The 22,266-nt window shown below is 73.2% G+C and carries 20 protein-coding genes; 8 read left to right on the top strand and 12 right to left on the bottom strand.

Annotation, left to right across the window (positions count from 1 at the left end; translation table 11 throughout):
- Positions 1-63 precede the first annotated feature (63 nt).
- Both C2865_RS32635 and C2865_RS32630 read right to left on the bottom strand, forming a co-directional pair.
- Positions 64-1,212, bottom strand: a complete 1,149-nt coding sequence (locus C2865_RS32635) for an acetyl-CoA C-acetyltransferase (RefSeq protein WP_106402481.1) — start codon at positions 1,210-1,212, stop codon at positions 64-66.
- Positions 1,213-1,322: 110 nt separating this feature from the next.
- Positions 1,323-3,332: an MFS transporter gene (locus C2865_RS32630; RefSeq protein WP_106402480.1), complete on the bottom strand. Its 2,010-nt coding sequence runs from the start codon at positions 3,330-3,332 to the stop codon at positions 1,323-1,325.
- Between the two features lie 83 nt (positions 3,333-3,415).
- Between C2865_RS32630 and C2865_RS40325 the strand changes: the two genes are divergently transcribed.
- Together C2865_RS40325 and C2865_RS32625 are read left to right on the top strand one after the other, a co-directional pair.
- Complete coding sequence (locus tag C2865_RS40325; RefSeq protein WP_198653757.1) at positions 3,416-3,574, top strand: hypothetical protein; 159 nt, start codon at positions 3,416-3,418, stop codon at positions 3,572-3,574.
- A 73-nt stretch (positions 3,575-3,647) separates the two neighbouring features.
- Positions 3,648-4,313, top strand: coding sequence for a class I SAM-dependent methyltransferase (locus C2865_RS32625; RefSeq protein ID WP_106402479.1), 666 nt, complete (start codon positions 3,648-3,650; stop codon positions 4,311-4,313).
- Between the two features lie 18 nt (positions 4,314-4,331).
- Here C2865_RS32625 and C2865_RS32620 read toward each other — a convergent pair whose 3' ends face one another.
- The 3 genes from C2865_RS32620 to C2865_RS32610 form a co-directional block, all read right to left on the bottom strand.
- Positions 4,332-6,500 carry a SpoIIE family protein phosphatase gene (locus C2865_RS32620; protein ID WP_106402478.1) on the bottom strand — a complete coding sequence of 723 codons (2,169 nt, stop codon included), beginning with the start codon at positions 6,498-6,500 and terminating at the stop codon, positions 4,332-4,334.
- 78 nt (positions 6,501-6,578) lie between these two features.
- Entirely contained in the window at positions 6,579-7,280 is a 702-nt protein-coding gene (locus C2865_RS32615; RefSeq protein WP_106402477.1) for an iron-dependent transcriptional repressor DtxR, read from the bottom strand.
- A 147-nt stretch (positions 7,281-7,427) separates the two neighbouring features.
- Positions 7,428-8,522: a citrate synthase 2 gene (locus tag C2865_RS32610; protein WP_106402476.1), complete on the bottom strand. Its 1,095-nt coding sequence runs from the start codon at positions 8,520-8,522 to the stop codon at positions 7,428-7,430.
- A gap of 119 nt (positions 8,523-8,641) precedes the next feature.
- Between C2865_RS32610 and pdxH the strand changes: the two genes are divergently transcribed.
- The 5 genes from pdxH (at position 8,642) to C2865_RS32585 (ending at position 14,624) form a co-directional block, all read left to right on the top strand.
- Positions 8,642-9,268 (top strand): pyridoxamine 5'-phosphate oxidase, encoded by a 627-nt coding sequence (gene pdxH / locus C2865_RS32605; protein WP_232835929.1) that lies wholly within the window; start codon positions 8,642-8,644, stop codon positions 9,266-9,268.
- Positions 9,265-10,536: an MFS transporter gene (locus C2865_RS32600; RefSeq protein ID WP_232835923.1), complete on the top strand. Its 1,272-nt coding sequence runs from the start codon at positions 9,265-9,267 to the stop codon at positions 10,534-10,536. Before pdxH ends, C2865_RS32600 begins: the two co-directional genes overlap by 4 nt.
- Positions 10,537-10,547: 11 nt before the next feature.
- Positions 10,548-11,666 (top strand): phosphoserine transaminase, encoded by a 1,119-nt coding sequence (gene serC, locus C2865_RS32595; protein WP_106402474.1) that lies wholly within the window; start codon positions 10,548-10,550, stop codon positions 11,664-11,666.
- Between the two features lie 138 nt (positions 11,667-11,804).
- Positions 11,805-12,764 (top strand): hypothetical protein, encoded by a 960-nt coding sequence (locus C2865_RS32590; RefSeq protein WP_232835922.1) that lies wholly within the window; start codon positions 11,805-11,807, stop codon positions 12,762-12,764.
- A gap of 24 nt (positions 12,765-12,788) precedes the next feature.
- Positions 12,789-14,624 (top strand): hypothetical protein, encoded by a 1,836-nt coding sequence (locus tag C2865_RS32585; protein WP_106402472.1) that lies wholly within the window; start codon positions 12,789-12,791, stop codon positions 14,622-14,624.
- 47 nt (positions 14,625-14,671) lie between these two features.
- Here C2865_RS32585 and thpR read toward each other — a convergent pair whose 3' ends face one another.
- The 3 genes from thpR to C2865_RS32570 all read right to left on the bottom strand — a co-directional run bounded on the left by thpR (position 14,672) and on the right by C2865_RS32570 (position 17,457).
- Positions 14,672-15,274, bottom strand: coding sequence for an RNA 2',3'-cyclic phosphodiesterase (gene thpR, locus C2865_RS32580; RefSeq protein WP_106402471.1), 603 nt, complete (start codon positions 15,272-15,274; stop codon positions 14,672-14,674).
- A gap of 63 nt (positions 15,275-15,337) precedes the next feature.
- The gene (locus tag C2865_RS32575; RefSeq protein ID WP_106402470.1) at positions 15,338-15,994 is read right to left on the bottom strand and encodes a response regulator; all 657 of its coding nucleotides are present in this window, start codon (positions 15,992-15,994) and stop codon (positions 15,338-15,340) included.
- On the bottom strand, positions 15,991-17,457 hold the full coding sequence (locus tag C2865_RS32570) for a sensor histidine kinase (protein WP_106402469.1): 1,467 nt from the start codon (positions 17,455-17,457) through the stop codon (positions 15,991-15,993). Before C2865_RS32570 ends, C2865_RS32575 begins: the two co-directional genes overlap by 4 nt.
- Before the next feature lie 232 nt (positions 17,458-17,689).
- On the opposite strand from C2865_RS32570, the gene C2865_RS32565 reads away from it, so the two are divergent.
- Complete coding sequence (locus C2865_RS32565; RefSeq protein WP_106402468.1) at positions 17,690-18,244, top strand: GlcG/HbpS family heme-binding protein; 555 nt, start codon at positions 17,690-17,692, stop codon at positions 18,242-18,244.
- A 48-nt stretch (positions 18,245-18,292) separates the two neighbouring features.
- Here the strand turns inward: C2865_RS32565 and C2865_RS32560 are convergent, their stop codons facing one another.
- The 4 genes from C2865_RS32560 to C2865_RS32545 all read right to left on the bottom strand — a co-directional run bounded on the left by C2865_RS32560 (position 18,293) and on the right by C2865_RS32545 (position 22,201).
- Positions 18,293-19,897, bottom strand: coding sequence for a TerD family protein (locus tag C2865_RS32560; protein ID WP_106402467.1), 1,605 nt, complete (start codon positions 19,895-19,897; stop codon positions 18,293-18,295).
- Positions 19,898-19,900: 3 nt separating this feature from the next.
- Complete coding sequence (locus C2865_RS32555; protein ID WP_106402466.1) at positions 19,901-20,473, bottom strand: TerD family protein; 573 nt, start codon at positions 20,471-20,473, stop codon at positions 19,901-19,903.
- Between the two features lie 76 nt (positions 20,474-20,549).
- Positions 20,550-21,758, bottom strand: coding sequence for an MFS transporter (locus tag C2865_RS32550; RefSeq protein ID WP_106402465.1), 1,209 nt, complete (start codon positions 21,756-21,758; stop codon positions 20,550-20,552).
- An 8-nt stretch (positions 21,759-21,766) separates the two neighbouring features.
- Positions 21,767-22,201 (bottom strand): MarR family winged helix-turn-helix transcriptional regulator, encoded by a 435-nt coding sequence (locus tag C2865_RS32545; RefSeq protein WP_332873406.1) that lies wholly within the window; start codon positions 22,199-22,201, stop codon positions 21,767-21,769.
- Positions 22,202-22,266: the final 65 nt, after the last annotated feature.

Here is a 22,266-nt window from a genome sequence, read left to right as displayed (position 1 = left end):
CCGCCGCGGCCCGTTCCGGCCCCGAAAGCACTTTTCCCGCAGACCGGGAGGCCGTCAGTCGTGTCAGAGGCGCTCGATGATGGTGGCGTTGGCCTGGCCGCCGCCCTCGCACATCGTCTGCAGGCCGTAGCGGCCGCCGGTGCGCTCCAGCTCGTGCAGCAGCTTGGCCATGAGGATGCCGCCGGTCGCGCCCAGCGGGTGGCCCAGGGCGATGGCGCCGCCGTTGGGGTTGACCTTGGCCGGGTCGGCGCCGAGGTCCTTCTGCCAGCCGAGGACGACCGGGGCGAACGCCTCGTTGATCTCGGTGACGTCGATGTCGTCCATCTTCAGGCCGGACTTCTTGAGGGCCTTCTCGGTGGCCGGGATCGGACCGGTCAGCATGTAGACCGGGTCGGAGCCGGCCAGCGCCAGGGTGTGGATGCGGGCGCGCGGGGTCAGGTTGTGCGTGCGCACGGCCTCCTCGGAGGCGATGAGCAGCGCGGACGAGCCGACCGCGATCTGGGAGGAGACCGCCGCGGTGATCCGGCCGCCCTCGCGCAGCGGCTTGAGGCCCGCCATCTTCTCCATGGTGGTGTCCGGGCGGGCGCACTCGTCGCGCTCGGCGCCGTTCAGCGGGGCGATCTCGCGGTCGAAGTAGCCGGCCGCGATGGCCTTGCCGGCGCGGACGTTGGACTCCAGCGCGAACCGCTCCAGGTCCTCGCGGCTCAGGTCCCACTTCTCGGCCATGAGCTCGGCGCCGCGGAACTGGGAGATCTCCTGCATGCCGTAGCGCGCGGCCCAGCCGTCGCCGTAGGGCATGCCGGCCTTGACGCCCTCGGGCCCGAACGGCACGTTGGAGCCCATCGGCACGGCGGCCATGTTCTCGATGCCGCCCGCGACGACGAGGTCCTGGGTGCCCGACAGGACGCCCTGCGCGGCGAAGTGGATCGCCTGCTGCGAGGAGCCGCACTGGCGGTCGATGGTGACGCCGGGGACGCTCTCGGGCAGGCCCGCGGACAGCCACGCGGTGCGGGCGACGTCCAGGGCCTGCATGCCGGCCTGGGACACACAGCCCATGATCACGTCCTCGACGGCGGCCGGGTCGATGCCGGTGCGCTCGATGAGGGCCTTCAGGACGTGCGCGCCGAGGTCGGCGGAGTGGACTCCGGCCAGCGCGCCCTTCTTGGTGCCGACGGGGGTACGGACCGCGCCGACGATGTACGCCTCGGCCACAACGCCTCCAAAGAATCTAGGTGTGGGTTCCGTCCCATTAAACCGAATGGGGTTCGGTCAGTATGAGCTTACCCGCCAGTATGCGACAACCCAAGAGTGACCGTGAACACTCACCCCGCGAAGACGCGGGAATCGGCGTCGGCGCCCAGCGACTCCCGGCAGATGCGCTCCAGCAGCCCCGCCAGTTCCGGATGCAGCTCCGGCTGCCAGTCCTCCACCATGCGGTCCAGCGCCAGGCGGCGGACCAGGAAGATCCGCTCGGCCAGGTCGCGCCCCGCGGCGGTGACCGCCAGCCGCGCGCCCCCCGCTCCCTCGCGCACGACCAGCCCCCGGGAGACCAGCTCGTCGATGTAGGGCCTGCCCCGCTCCCGCGTGGTGCGGGCGCGCGCGGCCAGCTCGGCGGCGCCGATCGAGCCGTCCGGACCCTCGGACGCGATCCGGCACAGCGCCCACACGCTCCCCGCCGGCAGGTCCGCTCCCGCATGGGCGGCCAGGCGGCCGTAGAGCGCGCGGGCGTCCCGGTCGTGGTACAGCAGCCGCGCCAGCGCCAGCTCCAGCTCGGCCTTGGACGTGCGCGCCGTCGGCGCCCCCATCGACTCGCCCATCGCCGCGTCCCTGGTCGCCGTCCGCAGCGGCACCTCGCGCAGGAACCAGCTGGCGACGAACGCGACGGCCGCCACCGGCGTCGCGTAGACGAAGACGGTCTGGATCGCCTGGGCGTAGGACCCGAGCACCGCGTCCGCGGCCTCCGGCGGCAGCCGCCTGATGAGCGCCGAGTTCTCCTGCAGGCCCGCCGCGTCCGTCCCCGGCGGCAGCCGCCCCTCCCGCAGGAGGTCCGCCATGCCGGAGGCCAGGTGGTTGCTGAAGATCGCGCCGAAGGCCGCGACCCCGAACGAGCCGCCGATGGACCGGAAGAAGGTGTTGCCCGAGGTCGCCGCGCCCAGGTCGCGGTACGGGCTGGTGTTCTGCACCGCGATGATCAGGACCTGCATGACGCAGCCGAGGCCGGCGCCCAGCAGCACCAGGTACGCGCTCCGCTCCAGGACGCCGGTGCCCACGTCGAGCCGGGAGCACAGGGCCAGCGCCAGCGTGGTGATCCCGGTGCCCAGGACCGGCCAGACCTTGTACCTGCCGGTCCGGGTGATCAGGTGGCCCGAGAGGATCGACATGGTCAGCGTCCCCGCCGTCATCGGCAGCAGGCTCAGCCCCGACAGCGTCGGGGAGACGCCCTCCACCACCTGGAAGTAGACGGCCAGGTAGGTGAGCGCGCCGAACATGGCGAAACCGATGACGAACGCGATCAGGCCGCAGATGGAGAAGACGGGATTGCCGAACAGGTGCAGCGGCAGCACCGGCTCGGCCGCCCGCCGCTCCGCCAGCCACCAGCCGCCCAGCAGCAGCACGGCGCCGGCGAACAGGCCGAGCACCACCGGCGAGCCCCAGGAGTACTCGGTGCCGCCCCACGTGGTGCCCAGCACCAGGCACACCGCGGCCCCGCCCAGGGCGAAGGTGCCGGCGTAGTCGATCCGGTGCCGGGTCTGCTCCCCCTTGCCCTGCAGCACCGTCACGATCACCGCCAGCGCGACCGCGCCGATCGGCAGGTTGACGTAGAAGACCCAGCGCCAGCTCAGCGTGTCGACGAAGAACCCGCCCAGCAGCGGGCCCGTCACGCTCGCCACCCCGAAGACCCCGCCGAAGTAGCCCTGGTAGCGACCCCGCTCGCGGGGCGAGACCACGTCGGCGATGATCCCCATGCCCAGCGCCATCAGCCCGCCGCCGCCCAGCCCCTGCAGCGCGCGAAAGCCGATCAGCGAGAGCATGTCCCACGCCAGCCCGCACAGCGCCGAGCCGACCAGGAAGACGACGATCGCGGTGACGTACAGGGGCTTGCGCCCGTACTGGTCGCCGAGCTTGCCCCACAGCGGCGTCGAGGCGGTGCTCGCCAGCATGTAGGCGGTGACCACCCACGACAGGTGGTTCAGGCCGCCGAACTCGCTCACGATGGTCGGCAGCGCCGTCGAGACGATCGTCTGGTCCAGGGCGCCCAGCAGCATCCCCAGCAGCAGCGCCGTCAGGATCAGGCCGATCCCCCGGCTTTGCGCGCCGCCCTCCCGACCCATCCGCACCCTCCCCGGAACGCCTACCCGAGACCGGGGGCGGCGGAATCCAAACACCGCGCCAAGAACGGTTTAGGGTGAGCCCCATGGACGGGATCGTCACGCTCGTACTGCTCGCGCTCCTCGCCGCCTTCTGCGTCCGCTGGGCGGCCGTACGGCTCCGGTTCCCCGCGCCCACGACCAGCGCGGTCGTCATCGTCTTCGTGCTCGTGGTGCTCGCGTTGTGGGGGCAGACGCTGAATTGACCGCTCCGGGGATGAACCATCCGGCGCTTCCCGCCGTCTCATTTGGTTGTCCACTGCGAGGGGAGGTAGTGCCGTGACGAGCGCCGTGGGCACTCTCTCCACCTTCCTCACCCGGCTCGCCGACTTCGCCGAGCCGCGCCCGGGGGACGAGGCGCTGGACCTGTGCTACGGGGCCAGCCCGCTGGCCTCCGCGCTCACCCCGCGGGTCGGCGCGCTCACCTCCGTCGACCTCGGCCAGGGGAACGGCGTCGAACCGGTCGAGCTGCCCTACGGGGACGCGGCCTTCTCCCTGGTCACCACGCGCTTCACCCTGCTGCGCATGGCCGATCCTGCCGCCTCGCTGCGCGAGATGCTGCGGGTCTGCCGCCCCTCGGGCCGGATCGTCCTGGCCGAACTGGCCCGCACCAACTGCTCCAGCGACCACCGGGACGCGCTGGAGCGGGTGCGCGACCCCAGTTTCCGCGCCACCCCGCCGATCGGCGACCTCATCGCGATGGTGGAGTCCGCGGGCGCCCGCATCCGCCGGCTCGACCTGCTCACCGTCGAGCGCCCGGCCGAGCCGTGGCTGGCCGCCGCCCGCGACCCGCGGATCGCCGAACGGCTGCGCGACGTGCTGCTCGCCGAGGTCGACGGCGGCCCGAAGACCGGCGCCAAGCCCCGCATCATCGGCGGCGAGCTGTGGTTCACCCAGACCTGGGCCCACCTGGCCGCCGAACCCGTCCGCGCCGCGCCCGCCTGACCCGGCGGCCCGCGGCCCTCAGGCGAGGGGCAGCTCGAACCAGACGGCCTTGCCGTCGGGGGTGGGGCGCGAACCCCAGCGGGCCGCGATCTGGTCGACCAGGTAGAGGCCGCGGCCGCCCTCGTCGGTCTCGCCCGCGTTGCGGATGCGCGGCAGCCGCAGGTCCGGGTCGAAGACCTCCACCCACAACGCGCCCGCGCCCTTGCGCAACCGCAGCCGGAACTCCTGCTTGACCGGCTCCGGACGGCCCAGCCCCAGGCCGACGCTGCTCAGGTCCCAGTCGTCCTCGTCGAACGACAGCTCCGGCGCCCCCACCAGCGCGCGCTTCTGCGCCGGGACGTTGGTGGCGTGCAGCACCACGTTGGTGACGATCTCGGAGACCAGCAGGCAGGCCATCTCGGCCTCGTCCTCGTGCAGCCCCCAGGCGGCGAAGGTCTCGGCCGCCAGCCTGCGCGCCTCCGACACCATGATCGGCTCGCTGGGGAAGGTGCGCTCCTCGACCGGCAGCTCCTCGGGGGCGGTGCGCATCACCACCAGCGCCACGTCGTCGTCGATGTCGCCGGGCACCGCGGAGAACACGGTGTTGGCGACCGCCTCCACGCCGCCGCGGGCGACCCGGGCGAGGGACTCCTGGATCAGGGAGCGCGCCTGCTCGCCGCTGTAGTAGGTGCCGTCCTCGCGGGGGCGGCGCTCCACCAGGCCGTCGGTGTAGAGCACCAGGGTGCTGCCGGGGGGCAGCGTGACCGTCTCCTCGTTGTAGATGATGTCGCCGCCCAGGCCGGGCGAGCGCACGCCGAGCATCGCCCCGGCGGCGGAGTGGAAGTCCAGCTCGCCCACCCTGCCGTCGACCACCGTCAGCGGCGGGCTGTGCCCGGCGTTGGAGAACGTCAGCTCCCGCGACCAGGCGTCGTAGACGAAGTAGGTGCAGGAGACCAGGGACGGGCGGGGCGCGTCGGCCGGGCTCATCGTGCGCACCCACTCGTCCAGCTTGCGCATGATGTCGGCGGGCGACTTGTCGTCCTGGGCGAAGGCGCGCAGCGCGGCGCGCAGCTGGCCCATCACCGCCGCGGCACGGGCGCCGCGGCCCTCCACGTCGCCGATGACGATGCCGACCCGGCCCGCCGACAGCGGGATCACGTCGTACCAGTCGCCGCCGACCTGGGTCTGGATGCCGTGGCCGTGGGACTCCAGCGGCCTGGCCGGCTCGTAGCGCCAGGCGATCTGCAGCCCGTCGAGCCGGGGCGGGCGCTCGCCCGGCAGCAGGTGTCGCTGGAAGGCCAGGGCCGTCTGGCGCTCCTCCTCGAAGAGCATGGCGTTGTCGATGGACAGCGCCACCCGGCCGGCGATCGCGCCGACGAGGTCGCGGTCGAAGCCGTCGTAGTGCGGGTCGGCCCGGCGGCCCAGGTGCGACAGCCCGAGGCTCATCACGCCCAGCACCTGGCCGCGCGCCACCAGCGGGGCGGAGATCATCGAGGTGAGGCCCAGCTCGCCGTCGAGCCCGGTGGTCAGGTCGACCAGCACCGCGTCGCGGCGGCTCATCGCCTTGGCCGCGTGGTGGTCGGGCGGGTGGACGACCTGCTCGCCGACCTCGGCCCAGGTGCCGGGCGGCGGCGTCCAGTCGCCGGTGTGCCGCGAGACGCGGCGCACGAGCTTGTCCGAGGCGGCCAGGTCGATGAAGACGTGGTCGGCGAACTGCGGGATCAGGGTGTCGGCCACCGCCCGCAGCGTGACCTCCAGCTCCAGCGAGCCGGCCAGCCGGGTGCCGATGCGGTCCAGCAGCCCGTACCTGTCCTGGTCGCGCTGGTTGCTGCGCAGCGCCTCCCTGGCCAGGATCGCCACCCCGTCGATGGCTCCCGACGGGTGGCGCAGCGGCACCGCCTGCGCGCGGGTGTAGATGGTGCTGCCGTCGGCGCGCAGGTTGCAGAAGGTGCCCTCCCAGACACCGCCCTTCAGCACGTGCCGGGCCAGCTCGGTGGCCTGCTCGTGGTCCTCCTCGGCGATGCCCAGCGACAGCACGCTCTGGCCGATGTACTCGCTCCCCTCGAAGCCGAACAGCTTCTTGGCGAAAGCGTTGATATGGATGATGTTGCTGAAGCGGTCGCAGACGATGACCGCCATCTCCATCTGGCCCAGCACCGCCTCTGCGGCCAGTTCGGGCTCGAAGGGGGATTCGCCCCAGTGCCTCATCCCCTCACCTCCGGCGCCCATTCAACGACGAACGCCGCGCGCGTGGGCGGGAAAGCGTGGAGATCGTCGGCCAAGATCTCAGATCTTCGCCACGAAGACATGCTCTGCGATACGGCGCGGAAGCTCTGTCTCAGGACCGTCCCCGGAGTCGTCACTGGTCACTCGCACACCATCGTCGCCGACCGCGAGCGTGACCTCACGTCCGGGCTGAATCCCGACCTGCTTGAGCTTCAGCATAAGGTCTTGATCGTTCTGGATCTGCTCGCTGATCCGCCGGATCACCGCGGACTGGCCGTCCCGGGTGGCGGCCGTCGTCATGTTCTCGTCCGCGAGCTCCGCCGCGCCGGCGCTCTGGCCGCCGAGCTCCTCCAGACCGGGGATCGGGTTGCCGTGCGGGCAGGCGGTGGGGTTGTCCAGCAGCACCAGCAGCCGCCGCTCCACCGACTCGGACATCACGTGCTCCCACCGGCAGGCCTCGGAGTGCACTTCCTCCCACGGCAGGCCGATGACGTTCACGAGCAGGCACTCGGCGAGGCGGTGCTTGCGCATCACCCGCACCGCCAGATCGCGGCCGGATCTGGTCAGCGCCAGGTGGCGGTCCCCCTCGACCCGCAGCAGGCCGTCGCGTTCCATCCGGGCGACCGTCTGACTGACAGTCGGCCCGCTCTGGGAGAGCCGTTCGGCGATGCGCGCGCGCAGCGGAACGATCCCCTCCTCCTCAAGCTCGAACACCGTGCGGAGATACATCTCCGTGGTGTCGATCAGGCCGTGTGAGGTCAAGGTTCCTCCAGTCTCTGCCTCAGAGTTTACGTCTTCGGCCGCCTTCCAGATGCCCGGATACCGGTGCTCGGTCAAGCGTTTTGCGGATGCTCCATATTCCACTCAACTACAAAAGGCCGCCCTTCGGGGCGGCCCTTGTGACTTTCGTTACAGGCTTTCGTGTCCCGCCACGTCCGAGAGGGGCCGCGAGCCCGGGCCGGTGTAGCGGGCGCTGGGGCGCACCAGGCGTCCGGTGCGCTTCTGCTCCAGGATATGCGCCGCCCAGCCCGCGGTGCGCCCGCAGGTGAACATCGCGGGCATCATCGCGGTCGGCACCTCGGCGAAGTCCAGGACGACCGCCGCCCAGAACTCGACGTTGGTCTCGATCGGGCGGTCCGGGCGGCGCTCGCGCAGCTCGCTCAGGGCGGCGTCCTCCAGCGCCTTGGCCGCCTCGTACCGGGTGGCCCCCAACTGCCTGGCGGTGCGGCGCAGCACCCGGGCGCGCGGGTCCTCGGCCCGGTAGACCCGGTGACCGAAACCCATGAGCCGCTCGCCGCCGTCGAGGATGTCGGCGACGACCTTGCGCGCGTCGCCGAGCCGCTCGACCCGCTCGATCATCGGCAGGACGCGGGCCGGGGCGCCGCCGTGCAGCGGTCCGGACATCGCGCCGATCGCGCCGGAGACCGCGGCGGCCACGTCGGCGCCGGTGGAGGCGATCACCCGGCCGGTGAAGGTGGAGGCGTTCATGCCGTGCTCGGCCGCCGAGACCCAGTAGGCGTCGATCGCCTGGACGTGCCGGGGGTCGGGCTCGCCGCGCCAGCGGATCATGAACCGCTCGGTGACCGTCCGCCCCTCGTCGACCCGCGACTGCGGCACGGCCGGCACGCCCAGGCCGCGGGCGCTCTGCGCGGCGAAGGACAATGCCTGCGCCGAGACGCGGGCGAGGTCGGCGCGGGCCTCGGCGTCGGAGATGTCCAGCAGCGGGCGCATGCCGTGGACGGTGGCCAGGGTCGGCAGCGAGGCCTGCACGTCCACCCGGACGTCACCGGAGCGCACGGGCAGCAGGTGGGGCTCGGCGGGGGCCAGGCCGGGGTCGAACGCGTCGTCCACCAGCAGGCCCCAGACCCGGTCGAAGGAGACCTTCCCCACCAGGTCCTCGATGTCCACGCCCCGGTAGCGCAGGGCGCCGCCCTCCTTGTCGGGCTCGGCGATCTCGGTCTCGAAGGCGACGACTCCTTCGAGACCCGGCTTGAACTCGGACATGCGGCCCGCCTCTCGTTCTGCTACCCGCCAGTATCCCAGGGGGGCGTCCCCCGTTCCAGGGGCTGGTGGGAGGCTTGTGGACTGTGCAACGCCTTCCCGCCGACCCTTCAGGCTTGAGAATCTCATACGACCGGGGGGTCCTCACCGAAGAAACGGCGCCCGCCGATCCGTTCTCCCTCTTCGCCGACTGGTTCGCCGACGCCGTGGACGCGGGACTGCCCGACCCCAACGCCATGGTGCTGGCCACCGCCTCGGCCGAGGGCAGGCCGCGCAACCGCACCGTCCTGCTCAAGGGGTTCGGGGAGGGCGGCTTCCGGTTCTTCACCAACCACACCTCCCGCAAGGGCGCCGACCTGGCCGAGAACCCCTGGGCGAGCCTCCTCTTCCCCTGGCACCCGCTGCAGCGGCAGGTGATCGTCATGGGCCGTGCCGAACGGCTGACCCCGGAGGAGGACGCCGCCTACTTCCGCACCCGGCCCTACGGTTCGCAGCTCGGTGCCTGGACGTCCCGGCAGTCCACGGTGATCCCCGGCAGGCGGGTGCTGGAGGAGCGCTTCACGCGGCTGGCCGCCCGGTGGCCGGAACCGGACGGAGTCCCTGTCCCCGACTTCTGGGGCGGCTACCTGGTGGTCCCCGACTCGGTGGAGTTCTGGCAGGGCAGGCCCGACAGGCTGCACGACCGGCTGCGCTACACCCGCGAGGAGTCCCCCGGAGGCCGCTGGCTGCGGGAGCGCCTGGCCCCGTGAGCAACCGCCTCCTCCTGGACACCGCTCCCCTGCGCAACCCGGCCTACCGGCGGTTGTGGATCGGGCACGGGGTCTCCTTCACCGGCTTCCAGATCACCGCCGTGGCCGTGCCCGTGCAGGTGTACGAGATGACGGGATCCTCGTTCTGGGTCGGCGTGCTCGGCATGGTCAACCTGGTACCGCTGATCGTCTTCGGGCTGTGGGGCGGCGCGATCGCCGACCACATGGACCGGCGCAGGCTGCTGCTGGCCTCCTCGGTGCTGACCTGGATCGCCACCCTCGGCCTGTTCGCCCAGGCCGTCCTGCACCTCGACCTGCTCTGGCTGATCATGGTCGTGGTGGCGCTCCAGGCCACCGGGTTCGCGATCTCCTCGCCGACCCGCGGCGCGATCATCCCCCGGCTGTTCAGCCTCGAGGAGATCCCCGCCGCCAACACCCTCAGCTACACCTTCAGCCAGGCCGCCACCCTCGGCGGGCCGCTGCTGGCCGGCCTGGTGCTGGCCCGCTGGGACTACTCCTGGGCCTACGCGCTCGACGTGGTGCTGTTCACCGTCATGCTCTGGGCCGCCTTCCGGCTGCCGCCCATCCCCCCGCTCACCGGCGAGGAGGCCCAGGGCTCCCCCGGCCTGCGCTCGGTCCTGGACGGCCTGCGCTTCCTGTGGACCCAGCCGGTCCTGCTCATGTCGTTCGTCGTCGACATCATCGCGATGGGCGTCGCGATGCCCCGCGCCCTCTTCCCCGAACTGGCCGACACCCGCTTCGGCGGCGACGCCGCGGTCGGCTGGCTGTTCGCCGCCATCGGCATCGGGGCGGTGCTGGGCGGCCTGTTCTCCGGCTGGATCGGCCGGGTCAGGCGCCAGGGCCTGGCCCTGGTCGTCTCCATCGCGGTGTGGGGCCTGGCGGTGGCGGCGGCCGGGCTCCAGCACTCCCTGTGGGCCGCGGTCGCCCTGCTGGCCGTCGGCGGCGCCGCCGACCTGGTGTCGGCGGTGTTCCGCCAGACGATCCTGCAGACCTACGCCCCCGACGAGATGCGCGGCCGCATCCAGGGCGTCTTCACCGTGGTCGTCGCCGGCGGCCCCCGCCTGGGCGACCTGCGCGCCGGCGTGATGGCCGTCGCCTTCGGCGCCGGCGTCTCCTGGGTCTTCGGCGGCCTGGCCTGCGCCGTCCTGGTCGCCCTCGTCGGCCTGGCCTCCCCCGCCCTGCTCCGCTACCGCCCCGGCGTCTCGAATTCCGGACCGAAGGGGCCTTCTCCCAAGCAGGTCACGTAGGCTTCCGTACCGTGAGCGACATCGTCATCCCCGCAGAGATCAAGCCAGCCGACGGCCGTTTCGGTTGCGGTCCGTCCAAGGTCCGCCCCGAGCAGCTGCAGGCGCTGTACGACTCGGGCAGCACCTACCTGGGCACCTCGCACCGGCAGAAGCCGGTGAAGTCGCTGTTCGGGCGGGTCCGGGCCGGTCTGAGCGAGCTGTTCCAGCTGCCGGACGGGTACGAGGTCCTGATCAGCAACGGCGGCACGACCGCCTTCTGGGACGCCGCCGCCTTCGGGCTGGTGCGCCAGAAGTCGCAGCACGCGACCTTCGGCGAGTTCTCCTCCAAGTTCGCCAAGGTCGTCGCCGGCGCCCCGTGGCTGGACGAGCCCACCAAGGTCTCCGCCGAGCCGGGCAGCCACCCGGTGCCGGTCGCCGAGGAGGGCGTGGACGTCTACGCGCTCACCCACAACGAGACCTCCACCGGCGTCGCGATGCCGATCAGGCGGGTCGTCGAGGACGACTCGCTGGTCATGGTCGACGCCACCTCCGGCGCGGGCGGCCTGCCGGTCGACGTCTCCGAGACCGACGTGTACTACTTCGCCCCGCAGAAGTGCTTCGCCGCCGACGGCGGCCTGTGGGTGGCCCTGGTCTCGCCCAAGGCGCTCGCCCGCATCGACGAGATCGCCTCCTCCGGCCGCTACATCCCGGAGTTCTTCAACCTCACGACCGTGGTGGACAACTCCGCCAAGGACCAGACGTACAACACCCCGGCCGTGTCCACCGCGCTGCTCTTCGCCGAGCAGATCGAGTGGATGAACAAGAACGGCGGGCTGGCCTGGACCACCTCGCGCACCGCCGACTCGGCCTCCCGGCTGTACGGCTGGGCCGAGAAGTCCGAGTTCGCCACTCCGTTCGTCGCCGACCCGGCGCAGCGCTCCCAGGTGGTCGGCACGATCGACTTCGCCGAGGGCATCGACGCCGCCGCGATCGCCAAGACGCTGCGCGCCAACGGCATCGTCGACACCGAGCCGTACCGCAAGCTGGGCCGCAACCAGCTGCGCGTCGGCATGTTCCCGGCGATCGACCCGGCCGACGTCGAGGCGCTCACCGCCTGCGTCGACCACGTGGTCGAGCGCCTGAACGGGTGAGGTTCCCCACCGCCCACCCCGGTGCGGGCATTCCGGACCCCGCAATAGGCTCGTGAGCGTGTACCGCCCGACCAACTGGCTGCTGCCCGCGATCCTGATCCTGCTCGTCGTGGCCGTGATCGTGGGAACGTTGCTGCAGTGAGCCGGACGATCTCGCTGACGCTCGCCGCCGCCCTCCCCCTGGGGGGCGGCGGCGACGCGCAGGTGGCCTTCTCCCTCAAGGATCCCGCGATCAGCGAGTCCTCCGGGCTGGCCGCCTCCGCGAGGCATCCCGGCATCGTCTACACCCACAACGACTCCGACGGGGCACCGCAGATCTTCGCGGTGGACTCCGCCACGGGCCGCACCAAGGCCGTCTTCACCATCTCCGGGGCCACGGCCCGAGACTGGGAGGGCATCGCCCTCGGCCGCGACGAGGCGGGCCGGCCCGCCCTCTACATCGCCGACATCGGCGACAACCTCAAGGGCGCCTGGCCGTACGTGACCGTCTACCGGGTGCGCGAGCCGTCCCGGATCTCCTCCCGGCCGCTGAAGGCCACCGCCTTCCGCTTCACCTACTCCGACGGCGCCCGCGACGCCGAGTCGATCCTCGTCGACCCGCGGGACGGCCGGCTCTACGTCGCCTCCAAGGCGTTCGGGGGCGGGCGCCTCTACCGGGCCCCCCGCAAGCTCAGCACCGCCCGCACCAACGTCCTGCGGCCGGCCGGATCCGCGCACTCCTTCGCCACCGACGGCGCCTGGGCGCCGGACGGGAGCTCCTTCGTGATCCGCGGCTACTTCTCGGCCACGCTCTACCGCTCCCCCGGCGAGCAGATCAGGGTGATCTCCCTGCCGTCGCAGGAGCAGGGCGAGGCTGTCACCTACACCCCGGACGGGCGCGCCCTGCTCGTCAGTTCCGAGGGGGCCGACCGCAAGGTCTGGCGGGTGCCGCTGCCCGAGGAGGCGCTGCCGTCCCCGCCGCCCGGACGGGATGCGGAGCCGTCCCGAGAGCAGCCCGATAACAAAACGGAAAGTTCCGGAACTAACCGGGGACTTGGATTGTTCGTCGTCGTGGGTGCGGTGGTGGCGGCCATCGCCTACAGCCGCAGACGAAAGTGAGTGGAGCGTGTCACTATTCCTCCTGTGGACCACGAGCTCTCCGGCCTGAGGGCTGAGGGCAGGCGCCCTCCGGGCGGCGCCCCCTTCGCCCTGCTCGCGCTCGCCCTCGCCCTCGTCCCGTTGAACCCGCCCTGGTTGTGGGCCGCCCTCGTCCTGAGCTGCGCGGCGCTGCCCCTGGCCGTCCCCGGAGCCCGGTCCGGTCCGTCCTGGCGGCTGTCGGCGTCCGGCCTCGAACTGCTCGACCGCGACGGCGAGGTCCTGCAGGGCTACTCCCCGCGCCGCATCCAGGAGCTGTCGATCAGCGCCGACGAACTGGTGCTGACCGTGCACCACAAGTTCGGCACCACCCAGCTGGGGACGCTGCCGGAGATGGGTTTCGAGCCGCACGCGTTCTTCGTGACCGCGCGCCGGCTCGGCCTGGTCATCCGGGTGGTCGACGGCGACTTCGCGCCCGACCCCGACGAGGAGCAGGACTACCTGGACGTCGAGGCGTCCCTGATGGCCGCGGTGGTGGAGCCGGCCGAGACGAGGGGCGAGCCGGTCGTGCTCGCCTCGCCGGCCCGGCGCTCGGCGCGGCTGCGCCTGGTGCTGCTGGGCGGCGCCGCGACCGTGCTGGCCTGGCTGATGGTGGTGCTCGCCGCGGTGCAGGGCGCCCCCACCCTGGCCGCGCGGTTCGGCGCGGGCGTGTGGGCGCTGGCCGGGTCGGTCGTGCTGCTGGCGGTGCGGCGCAGGCTGCGCCGCAGCGCCCCGGTGCACTGGACGATCTCCGCCGAGGAGGTGCAGGGGATGCCCGCCTCCTCGATCGGCGCGATCCTGCTGGGTCCCGGACCCGAACTCGACGTGATGACCGGCGAACCGGACTACGCGCCGCTGACCGCCGTGGTCTTCGACCACCGGCTGCGGGTGCTGCGGCACCTGCACGCCAGGGGCGTCGACGAGTTCCAGCTCGCGCACACCCTCGACGAGCACGGCTACCGGGTGGTCTCGACGGCGCCCGCCTCGCCCCGGCCGTCGGAGTACGGCCTGGAGGGGCTGCCGGAGATCTTCTCCCAGGTGCCGGGCGGCCGGCTGGTCGTCGGCGAGGACGGCCTGGGCTGGGCCGACATGGCCGGGGACGTCATGCTCAAGATGCCGGCCGACCGGATCGGCGTCATCGAGCTGCTGACCGTCGACGGGCACGCCTGGCTGCGGGTGTACGACAACGACGGCGAGGAGTTCCTGACCGCACCGCTCAAGGCGCTGCGCATCGCCCGCACCGAGCTGCGGGAGAAGGCCCGCAGCGCCGGCCTGCCGGTGACGGACGCCGAGTACGAGGCGTACCTGAGCGCCGCCTTCCACGGAGCGGTCTCCACCCTCGCCGCCGAGGACCCGGCGCCGCGGCCCGCTCCGGAGGCGGGGCCCGGCGCCCTGCTGGACGCCACCCCGCGCTCGCGGGTCTGGGGGTACGGGGTCAGCGCGTCGGTCTGCCTGCTGGTGGCCATGACCGTGGCCTGGCTGTTCGCCGGGTTCGGCGCGCTGATGGCCTGGTCGGTGCCGGGCGGGCTGCTGGCCGGTCTGGCCGGCGCCTGGTTCTACGACCGCGACCGCTCCCAGCTGCGGGTGTCGATCCACGGCATCGCCTCGGTGACCCGGCTGGGCCGCACCGACTGGAGCCTGCGCCGGGAGACCGTCGGGGGCGTCGGCATCGACCACTCCGGCGAGGGGGTCCCCCGGCTGGTGGTGTGGAGTCCGGGCGGGCGGGTGCTGCGCCGGGTGACGTTCGCGCCCGACCTGACCGAGCTGCGCCGCGCCTGCGAGAAGTACGGGCTGCCCTGGGGGCCGCCGGACGGGGCGGGCTCCGCGCCGCCGCCGGAGATCTAGGGGCGTTCGCACGGGGTGGCCGGTGCCCCGTGGACGTGACGGTCAGATCACTCGGACCTAGGGGCGTTCGTCCGGGCGGGCCCTTCGCTCCGGGGTGCCTTCGGGCGGCCCAGGGGCAGGCGTTCCAGGGACTCGTAGCGCGGGGTGCCGTGGTGGCTGCGGACGAGGTGGAGCTCTCCCGCGGTCCAGGGGGCGCCCGCGAAGCCGGACAGGTGCCCGGTGAGGCGGCTCAGGTCGCGCGGGACGCGGGAGCGGGCCACGGTCAGGTGCGCGTGGTAGTCACGGTGCGGGTCCTGCCGGGCGCCCGCCGCCTCGCCCGCCGCGACGGCGGCCTCGGCGAGCTCCGCCAGGGCCCGGAGTTCGCCTTCGACTCCGGCCCACACCACCCGTGAGCGGGCCGAGCCCCGGGGGAAGGCGCCCGCTCCGGCGAGGGAGAGGTCGAGGGCGTGGCCGCGGGCCGCCTGCTCCAGGCCCGGCAGCAGCCGCTGGAGGGCCTCCTCGTCGAGTTCCCCGTAGAAGGCGAGCGTCACATGCCACAGCCCGCGGCTCAGCCAGCGCAGGCCGGGCCAGGACGCCCTGACCGGAGCGAGAGCCTCGGCCAGCTCGTCCAGGGCCTCTTCAGGCGGAATGAGGGCCGCGAAAAGCCGCATGGGCGTCCTCCTCTCCCCGGGAGGACCTGTTCCCGGGAGGACCTGGTCTTCTCCCGCCCGCGGTCATGGCAGGAGGCGCTGCTCCTTGGCGACGGCGACGGCGCCGGCGCGGGTCTCGACACCGAGTTTGGCGTAGATACGGCCCAGGTGGGTTTTGACCGTGGCCTCGCTGAGGAAGAGCGCCCTGGCGATCTCGCGGTTGGACAGGCCCTGGGCCAGCCGGCCGAGGATGTCGAGCTGGCGGTCGGTGAGGACGGGGCGCGGGCTGCGCATGCGGGCCATGACGCGGTGCGCGACCGGGGCGGACAGGACGGTGCGGCCCACGGCGGCGTCGCGGACGGCGGCGAACAGCCCGTCGGGGCGCTCGGCCTTGAGCAGGTAGCCGGTGGCGCCCGCCTCGACGGCGCGGGTGATGTCGGCATCGGTGTCGTAGGTGGTGAGGACCAGGACGTGGACCGCGCCACCGGAGTCCGCGGTGATCCGGCGGGTGGCCTCGACGCCGTCCATGCCCCCGCCGAGCTGCAGGTCCATCAGGACGACGTCGGGCGTGGTCTTGGCGGCGAGCGCGACCGCCTCCTCCCCGCCGCCCGCCTCGCCGACCACCTCGATGCCGGGGGCGCTGCCGAGCAGGGCCAGCAGCCCGGCGCGGACCACGGCGTGGTCGTCGCAGAGCACGACCCGCACGGGGACGGGCCCTTCCTGGTGATCGGTGCGGGTCATGGCGAGCGGACCTCCGCGGGAGCGGGACGGAGCGGGACGGCCGCGGAGACGACGGTGCCCTCGCCGGGCGCGGACTCGACGGTGAGGGTGCCGCCGAGCCGGTCGGCCCTGACGCGGCTCCCGGGCAGGCCGTGGCCGCGGTTCCCGTCGGCGCGCTCGGGCGGGGCCGCCGCGTCGAAGCCGCGGCCGTTGTCGGCGATGTCCAGGCGGACCTGGTCGTCGAGATGGGTGAGGGTGAGGGCTGCGCGGGTGGCGCCGGAGTGCTCACGGACGTTGGCAAGGGCGCCCTGGGCGATGCGCAGCAGCGCGGACTGCACGCGCTCGGGCAGCGGATGCGGCCCTGGTACGCCGTCGACGCGGCATTCCACGGTGCGCTCCGCGGTCGTCTCGCGGGCCGCCAGCCCGCGCAGGGCCGCCTCCAGGCCGCCGCCTGCGGCGAGGTCGGCGGGAGCCAGGTCCTGGACGAGGCGGCGGGCCTCGGCGAGGCCGTGCTCGGCGATCGAGGCGGCGGCGCGGGCGTGCTCCCGGGCGCGCCGCGGATCGGCGTCCCACAGCCGGTCGGCGGCCTGGAGGAGCATCTGCTGGCTGGACAGGCCCTGGGCGAGGGTGTCGTGGATCTCCATGGCCAGCCGCTGGCGTTCGGCGAGGGCTCCTTCGCGGCGCCCGGTGGCGGCCAGTTCGCGACGGGCGCGGATCAGGTCGCCGATCAGAACGGCCTGGCGGGCGGACTGGCGGTCCATGTACGTGAAGACCGCGACGGCCAGGACCGCGACGGCGGTCGGGCCGACCGCCAGGTCCAGGTCGAAGCGCCCGGCCAGCCGCAGCTGCGCGAAGATCACGAACCCGGTGAGGAGCGCCACCAGCAGGTGCGCGGCGCGCGGCGGCAGGACGCGCAGCGCGGTGTAGAACAGCGGCACCGCGCACCAGGAGAAGCTGGGCGCCAGACCCACCAGCAGGATCCAGACCGCGACCGACCCGCACAGCCAGAGCGGGCCGGAGAGCCGGACCCGGCCGGAACCCGCGGGAAGACCCCCCGCACCACCGGTCTCCGCACCCGCACCCGCCTCCGCGCCGGGGCCAGTCTCCGCGACCGCAACCGCATCCGAGCCGGTCTTCGCAACCGCACCCGCACCCGCCTCCGCGCCCGCGCCGGGGCCAGTCTCCGCGACCGCAACCGCATCCGGGCCGATCTCCGCAACCGCCTCCGCGCCCGCATCCGGGCCGGTCTCCGCGCGGCCGAGGGCCGAGCGGCCGCCGAGGGCGGGGCCCAGGACGTACAGCAGGGCGAGGGCCGCCGCCAGGCCGAGGACGGCGGGCGCCTGCGGGGCGGTGCCGTGCCGCTGCACGTAGCGGATCAGGGCGGAGCCCAGCAGCAGGAAGAACGCCAGGTGGACGACGAGCTCCAGCAGGCGGGCGTCGCGCGCGGCGGCCGGGGATCCGTCGGGCCGGGCGCTGGGCGGCATGGCTGCTCCTCTCCGCGGCGGCCGGGAGCGTCCACGACTATCCGGCCGAAGCACCCTGAGCTGGGCGAACATCCCATTATCGCCCACGGGCGGGCGGGGAGCGTCAACCGATCGGACGACCCTCCCGTCAGCCGTACCGCCCGCCGGGAGCAGCCGATGCGACGACGGCCGCGAGCGGTGCGCGGGCCGATGCTGGAGGCACACCACCCGACACGACGAGGAGCTGTCCACCATGCGGCACAAGGTCAAGAAGTCCCCCACCCGCGCCGGGATCGCCGTCTCCGCCGCCGCCCTCGCGGCGGCCGGCGCCGGCCTGCTCGGCGCGGTGTCCGCCGGGCCCGCGGCCGCCGCCCCCGGCGGGCCGGAGTCCAAGGCCACGACCACCACCCACCACCTCGCGATCGACTCCGCCGTGGACGCCGCGCGGGCCGCGCTGGACGCCGCGGAGAAGGAGGGCCAGCGGGTGACCGTCGCGGTGGTGGACCGCAACGGCAACACGATCGTCACCCTGCGCGGCGACGGCGCCGGACCGCAGTCCTACGAGTCCGCGGTCAGGAAGGCCTACACCTCGGTCGCCTGGAACGCGCCCACCTCCCGGCTGGCCGAGCGCCTGAAGTCCGCCCCGAACCTGAAGGACATCCCGAACACCCTGTTCCTGGCGGGCGGCGCCCCGGTGACGCACGGGAACGCGCCGATCGCGGGCATCGGCGTCGCGGGAGCCCCCTCCGGCGACCTGGACGAGAAGTTCGCCCAGGCCGGCGTCGCGGCGATCGGCGGCGGCCGCTGACGCCGGCCCGCGGGTCCGTCCCGGCGGCGGAGGCGACCCGCCGCCGGGTCAGGCGCGTTCGATGATCCGCGAGTGGACGTTCAGGACGTGGGACAGCAGCGCGGGCGGGCGGGTGCCCGCGCCGTCGAACAGCACGTCGGGGGTGAGCGCCCAGTCGCCGCCGACCCAGGCGTCCGACAGCACCCCCTCGCCGGACGGCAGGGTGTGGCCGGACTGCTTGATCCGCAGGGCCCGCACCGAGTCGTCGGTGGGGGTCTCGGTCTCCACGCAGATCACCGGGACGCCCAGCCGCGGCCCGTCCTCGACCAGCCGCATCAGCCGGTCCCCGTGCTCCTCCAGGGCGGCGCCCGCGTCGAAGACCACCAGCAGCCGCACCGGCGGCTGGCCGGGCAGCAGCGCGGTGTCGTCGCCGCCGACCGCCCGCAGGTCCACGAGGTCGACCAGCCTGCCGAGCCTGTCGGCGGCGGCGCGGCCGGTGGCGACCCCGCCGCCGCACAGCAGGTTGACCGTGGCGGGCGGCAGGCCGTGGATCCAGCCCGCGCCCGACATGCCGGTGGCGTCCACGACGTCCAGCCCGCAGACGCCGGGGGGCACCGCGGCGAAGAACCGGGTGACCAGCGACCAGGCGAAGGCCACCGGTTCGTGCGGGGTCAGGCCCCGGTTGATCCAGACCATGCGCCGCCAGGGCATGCGCAGGATGAGCGGGATCCGCAGGGTGGTGACCTCGTCGGCGCCCAGATGGCCCAGCAGCAGTCCCTCGCCGAGCTCCTCGCCCGGCTCCCAGGTCAGCCAGGCGGGGTCGTCGAAGGGCGCCAGCTCGGCTCCGGCCGAGCCCTCGTGCGCGGCCAGCTCCCCGGCGAGCTGGGTCATGTCGGTGGTCAGCCGCTCGGTCGCGGCCTGCATGAGCTGCTGGGAGCGCCCGGGGGCGGTACGGCCGCTGACCTCGTCGTCCCTGATCGACAGGGCGTGGTCCATCGACGCCCGGTAGGAGGCGAGCGAACGGCTGGCGTCCTCCCAGACCAGCCAGGCCCGGTCGGTGAACGGCACCCGTCCGGCCCCGGACCGCGCGCCCTCGCCGGCCGGTGCCGGGGACGGCGGCGGCACGGCGGGGACGCCCTGCGCGCCGTACAGGGAGGCGGGGGCCGCCGGCTCCGGCTGGACGCGGGGCGGGGCGGGCGGCGGGGGCCCGGGGTCGTCGACCTCGACGCCGTGCGCGGTGACCAGGGCCGCGAGCCCGGCGGCGTACCCCTGGCCGACCGCCCTGACCTTCCAGGCGTCCTGCCGCCGGTACACCTCCAGGGCGATCAGCGCGGTCTCGTCGGCGAGGCGGTCGATGGTGAAGCCGTGGTCCCCGGCCCGCACGGTCGGCGGCGGGACCGTCGACAGGGGCGCGTGGTCGGCCAGGCTGAGCGCGATCAGCACGGCGTGGACGTCGGCGGGCACGGCCGCGAGGTCGAGGTCGATACCGCCGGGCGACCAGCGCACGCCGGGACCCTCCGGCGCGTTGTAGAAGACCAGGTCGGCGTCCGAGCGCACCCTGAGGTCCCGGCCGACCAGCAGGGCGCTCAGGTCGACCGGGGCCGCGCAGGAGCAGGTGACGGTGAGCCGGACGGCGTCCAGCGGGGCGTTGGCCCCCCGGATGAGCTCGGCCACGGATCAGGCGTGGGCGGCGATCGCCGGGAGCATGTCCTGGAAGGTCCGCCCCTGGCTGGGCTCGCCGATGGCGCCGAGCTTCCACTCCTGGCCGTGTCGGTAGAGCCGGGACATCACCATGCCGGTGTGCGCGCCGCCGCCGGTGAGGGTGTAGCGGGCCAGTTCCTGGCCGCTGGCCTCGTCCACCAGGCGGCAGAAGGCGTTCTGCACCTCGTTGAACGTCTGGCCCTGGAAGGAGCTGACGGTGAAGACCAGCGAGGTGACGTGGACGGGCACCCGGCTCAGGTCCACGATGATCGACTCGTCGTCGCCGTCGCCCGCGCCGGTGAGGTTGTCGCCGGTGTGGCGGACCGAGCCGTCGCGGCTGGTCAGCTGGCCGAAGTAGACGACGTCGGCGACCTGGTGGTCGGCGAAGAGCACCACCGAGGCGTCCAGGTCGATGTCCTGCTCGCGGGAGCCGAAGAAGCTCTTCTTCTTGACCGCGTCCCAGCCCAGGCCCATCCGGACCACGGCGAGCCCGCCGCCGCCGGGCTTCTGCAGCGAGATGCGCTGCCCCTTCTGCAATGAAACGGTCACGACGTGCCCCTCCACGTTCTGTCGGTCCGGGTATCCAGCTTTGCAGCAGGGCCGCAGGTTGTCATCTGGCATGAGCCTATGCGGAAGGCACGACGGTTTCGCGGCGTATCCGGGGATAAGCGATCACGGCGCCCGCGGTGGCGATCGCCACCACCCCGCCCAGCACGATCGCGGACCTGGCGCCGAAGGCCTCGGCCACCCAGCCGACGAGCGGCGCGCAGACCGGGTTGGTGCCCATGAACACCAGCATGTACAGGGCCATCACCCGGCCGCGCATCTCCGGCGAGACGCTCAGCTGGACCGTGGCGTTGGCCGCGGTGGTGAAGGTCATCAGCAGCAGCCCGGCCGGCACCAGCATGAGCAGGAAGGTCGGCCAGGTGGGCATCAGCCCGACCAGCACCTCCAGCACGCCGAAGACCAGCACCGCGCCGTACAGCAGGCGCCTGGTGGGCGCGAGGCGCCGGGCCGCCAGCAGCGCCCCGCTCACCGAGCCGACCGCCATCAGGGTGCTGGCCAGGCCGAACTCCGAGGCGCCGCGCCCGAAGACCTCGGTGGCCATCAGCGACGTCGTGACCTGGAAGTTCATCGAGAAGCCCGCCACCAGCGCGATCGTCACCAGCACGGTGACCAGCTCCGGTCGCCCGCGGACGTAACGCAGCCCCTCCCGCAGCTGCCCCTTCGCGCGGGGTACCGGCGGCAGGGTCCGCAGCTCGTGCTCGCGCATCAGGGCCAGGCCCAGGACCACCGCGCCGAACGAGGCGGCGTTGATCAGGAACACCGGGCCGGTGCCGACCAGCGCGATCAGCACCCCGGCGACGGCGGGCCCGACCACGCGGGCGCCGTTGAAGGTGGCGCTGTTGAGCGCGATCGCGTTCGGCAGGTCCTCCTTGCCGACCATCTCCACGGCGAAGGTCTGCCGGGCGGGGTTGTCGACGACCGTGACCATGCCCAGGGCGAACGCCAGCAGGTACACGTGCCAGACCTCGGCGGCGCCGCCGACCGCCAGCAGCCCCAGGACCAGGGCGGGCAGGCCGAGGCCCACCTGGGTGAGCATGAGCAGCCGGCGCCGCGGGTAGCGGTCGGTGATGACGCCGCCCCACAGGCCGAACAGCAGCATGGGCAGGAACTGCAGGCCCGTGGTGACGCCCAGGGCTATGCCGCTGCCGTGGGTGAGCTCCAGGACCAGCCAGTCCTGGGCGATGCGCTGCATCCAGGTGCCGATGTTGGAGATCACCTGGCCGGACATGAAGAGGCGGTAGTTGCGGTTGCGCAGGCTGCGGAACATGCCCCCGTTCAGCTTCTGCTGAGCCTCTCCAGTATCGGCACCGCGCTCTCCAGCACGGCCCGCTCCTCGTCGGTCAGGTCCGCCACCCGCCGCGCCAGCCATGCCTCCTTGCGCCTGCGGTGCTCGCGCAGCAGCGTGCTTCCCGCCTCCGTGACCGCGAGCACCACCTGCCGCCGGTCGGTCGGATGGGCCCTGCGGGCGACCAGCCGCGCGGCTTCGAGCGCCGCGACCGTCCGGGTCATGGAGGGCGGCCTGACGTGCTCGTGCTCGGCCAGTTCGCCGGGTGTCATCTCGCCGTGCCGTTCCAGCACCGCCAGCGCCGAGAACTGCGTGACCGACAGGTCGTCTCCCGCCTGCGCCCGCAGTCTCCGCGACAGCCTCGCCACCGAGATCCGCAGTTCCTCGGCCAGGCGCGAGCCCGGCGCCTTCGTCGTCTCGTTCATCATCATTTTCGTTAGCAAGAGTCATTACCCTTGCTAACAACCTCCCGCGCTCACCGAATTCCCCC

Source organism: Actinocorallia populi (assembly GCF_002995495.1).
Classification (GTDB): domain Bacteria; phylum Actinomycetota; class Actinomycetes; order Streptosporangiales; family Streptosporangiaceae; genus Actinocorallia; species Actinocorallia populi.
Note: the sequence above shows the minus strand (reverse complement) of the source record. Positions and strands in the feature narration are given on the sequence as shown.